The organism is Conyzicola sp., assembly GCF_046714715.1.
In the GTDB taxonomy this organism is placed as follows: Bacteria; Actinomycetota; Actinomycetes; order Actinomycetales; family Microbacteriaceae; genus Conyzicola.
The window spans coordinates 1-2648 of record NZ_JBKKAD010000124.1 but is presented as its reverse complement, the minus strand read 5'-3'; the positions used below and the strand labels follow the sequence as shown (position 1 = coordinate 2648).

Sequence of the window (2648 nt, the reverse complement as noted above, 5' to 3'; positions counted from 1 at the left end):
GGTGTCGAGAGGTCGACACCCGCCACAACCGCACTACCGCGGCGAGGGTCCCGCGCCGTCGCTTCATCCGCCCGCCCCGATTCGGCTCCCGCACCACACCCGTAGTACAGTCGGCCTGTGGCCATTTCTCGCAACGCAGTCTCGATCAGCACCGTGCTGTCTTTCGGGCTGCGACGTCGCGCCACCTCCGAGCGACTCTAGGCGTCGAGTTCGCGACCCGGGTTGATCTATTCCCCGGCCCCGTCGCTCTCGCCGCCGCCTCATTCCCTCCTCGTCCCCACTGAATAAGGTTGAGTCATGTCACTTTCCGTTGCCGTCGCCGGCGCAAGCGGCTACGCCGGGGGTGAGCTCCTGCGGTTGTTGGCCGCGCATCCGGAGTTCACCGTCACCACCGTCACCGCGTTCCAGAACGCCGGGCAGCCGCTCATCGCGCTGCAGCCCCATCTCCGCTCCCTGTCCCACCTGACCCTCGTCGAGACGACCCCCGAGAACCTCGCGGGCCACGACGTCGTCTTCCTCGCCCTGCCGCACGGAAAGTCCGGCGAGATCACCGCCGCCCTGCCCGAGGGCACCCTCGTGATCGACTGCGGCGCCGACCACCGGCTCACCAGCGCGTCCGACTGGGCCGCGTTCTACGGCGGCGAGTTCTTCGGGGCCTGGACGTACGGCCTGCCCGAGCTGCTGCATGCCGACGGTTCCAAGCACCGTGACGAGATCGTCGGGGCCACGCGCATTGCGGTTCCCGGATGCAACGTCACCGCCATTTCCCTCGGACTCGCGCCGGGCATCCAGGCAGGTCTCATCGAGGGCGACGATCTCGTCGCCGTGCTCGCCGTAGGCCCGTCCGGTGCCGGTAAGGCGCTGAAGACGAACCTGCTGGCGAGCGAGATCCTCGGTTCGGCGTCGGCCTACGGCGTCGGCGGCAGCCACCGCCACACCCCCGAGATCGTGCAGAACCTCACCCTCGCCGGCGGCGCGAACGTCGGCATCTCCTTCACCCCCATGCTCGTGCCGATGAGCCGCGGCATCCTGGCCACCAGCACCGCGAAGCTCGCGCCGGGTGTCACCGCCGACCAGGTGCGCGCGGCATTCGAGACCGCCTACGCCGACGAGCCGTTCGTGCACCTGCTGCCCGCGGGTGAGTTCCCGCGCACGGCCGACACCGTCGGCGCCAACACGGCGCTCGTCGGCCTCGCCGTCGACGAGACCACGCGGAGGGTCGTCACGGTCACCGCGATCGACAATCTCGTTAAGGGCACGGCCGGAGCCGCCATCCAATCCGCCAATATCGCGCTCGGTTTCGTGGAGACGACCGGCCTGAGCACCAATGGAGTAGCACCGTGAGCGTCACCAATGCGGCCGGATTCGTCGCCGCCGGAGTAGTCGCCGGCCTCAAAAGCACCGGCAAGAACGACGTCGCCCTCGTGCAGAACCTCGGCCCGAACAAGGCGGCCGCCGTCGTGTTCACCAGCAACCGCGCCAAAGCGAACCCCATCATCTGGTCGCAGCAGGTGATCGGCGACGGCATCGTCGAGGCGGTCGTGCTCAACTCCGGCGGGGCCAACTGCTACACGGGCGCCTTCGGCTTCCAGACCACCCACGCCACCGCCGAGGCTGTCGCCGAGGGACTCGGCGTCTCGGCAGGCGACGTGCTCGTCTGCTCCACCGGTCTCATCGGTGTCGGCGGCCAGGACTTCCGCGACAAGGTCATCGGCGGGGTCGCCACCGCGATCCCCGCCCTGAACGACGACGGCGGGCACGACGCCGCCCTCGCGATCATGACCACCGACTCGAAGCCGAAGGAGTCGGTCGTGCAGGGCGCCGGCTGGTCGGTCGGCGGCATGGCGAAGGGCGCGGGCATGCTCGCCCCCGGGCTCGCCACGATGCTCGTCGTCATCACCACCGATGCCCAGCTCGGCTCGGCCGACCTCGACGCCGCGCTCCGCTCCGCCACCCGCGTGACGTTCGACCGGCTCGATTCCGACGGCTGCATGTCGACCAACGACCAGGTCTCTCTGCTCTCGAGCGGGGCATCCGGCGTCTCGCCCAGCCTCGAGGTCTTCACGGCCGCGGTCACCGCCGTGTGCGCCGACCTCGCCGCGCAGCTGCAGGCCGACGCCGAGGGCGCGAGCCACAACATCTCGATCGAGACGATCAACGCCGTGAGCGAAGACGACGCCGTCGAGGTGGGCCGCTCGGTCGCCCGCAACAACCTGTTCAAGGCCGCCGTCTTCGGCAACGACCCCAACTGGGGCCGGGTGCTGGCCAGCATCGGCACCACCGACGCGGCGTTCGACCCGGCAGACCTCGACGTCGCCATGAACGGCGTGTGGGTCTGCCGCAACTCCACCCCGGCCGCCGACCCCGCGACGGTCGACTTGAAGCCGCGCGAGGTCAGCGTGACCATCGACCTCAAGTCGGGCGCCGACCGGGCGACCGTCTGGACCAACGACCTCACCCATGCCTACGTCCACGAGAACAGTGCGTACTCCTCATGAACTCACCCCACGAAATCGCTCGCTGCGCTCCCGATTCCGCAGGGACCCCGACATGACCCGACCTGACCCCGCCAAGGCCAGCACCCTCGCCGGCGCCCTGCCCTGGCTCAAGCGCTACCACGGCAAGACGATCGTGGTGAAGTACGGCGG

The 2648-nt window shown here is 69.5% G+C and carries 2 protein-coding genes; both read left to right on the top strand.

Features of this window, described 5'->3' with window-relative positions; translation table 11 throughout:
- Positions 1-297 precede the first annotated feature (297 nt).
- Positions 298-1344: an N-acetyl-gamma-glutamyl-phosphate reductase gene (argC, locus tag ACLQ6X_RS09450; protein ID WP_411699917.1), complete on the top strand. Its 1047-nt coding sequence runs from the start codon at positions 298-300 to the stop codon at positions 1342-1344.
- Positions 1341-2498, top strand: coding sequence for a bifunctional glutamate N-acetyltransferase/amino-acid acetyltransferase ArgJ (gene argJ, locus ACLQ6X_RS09445; RefSeq protein ID WP_411699916.1), 1158 nt, complete (start codon positions 1341-1343; stop codon positions 2496-2498). Before argC ends, argJ begins: the two co-directional genes overlap by 4 nt.
- Positions 2499-2648 lie beyond the last annotated feature (150 nt).

Coding starts and splice junctions, on each gene's coding strand:
- argC (WP_411699917.1), top strand. CDS start 298: ATGTCACTTTCCGTTGCCGTCGCCGGCGCAAGCGGCTACGCCGGGGGT.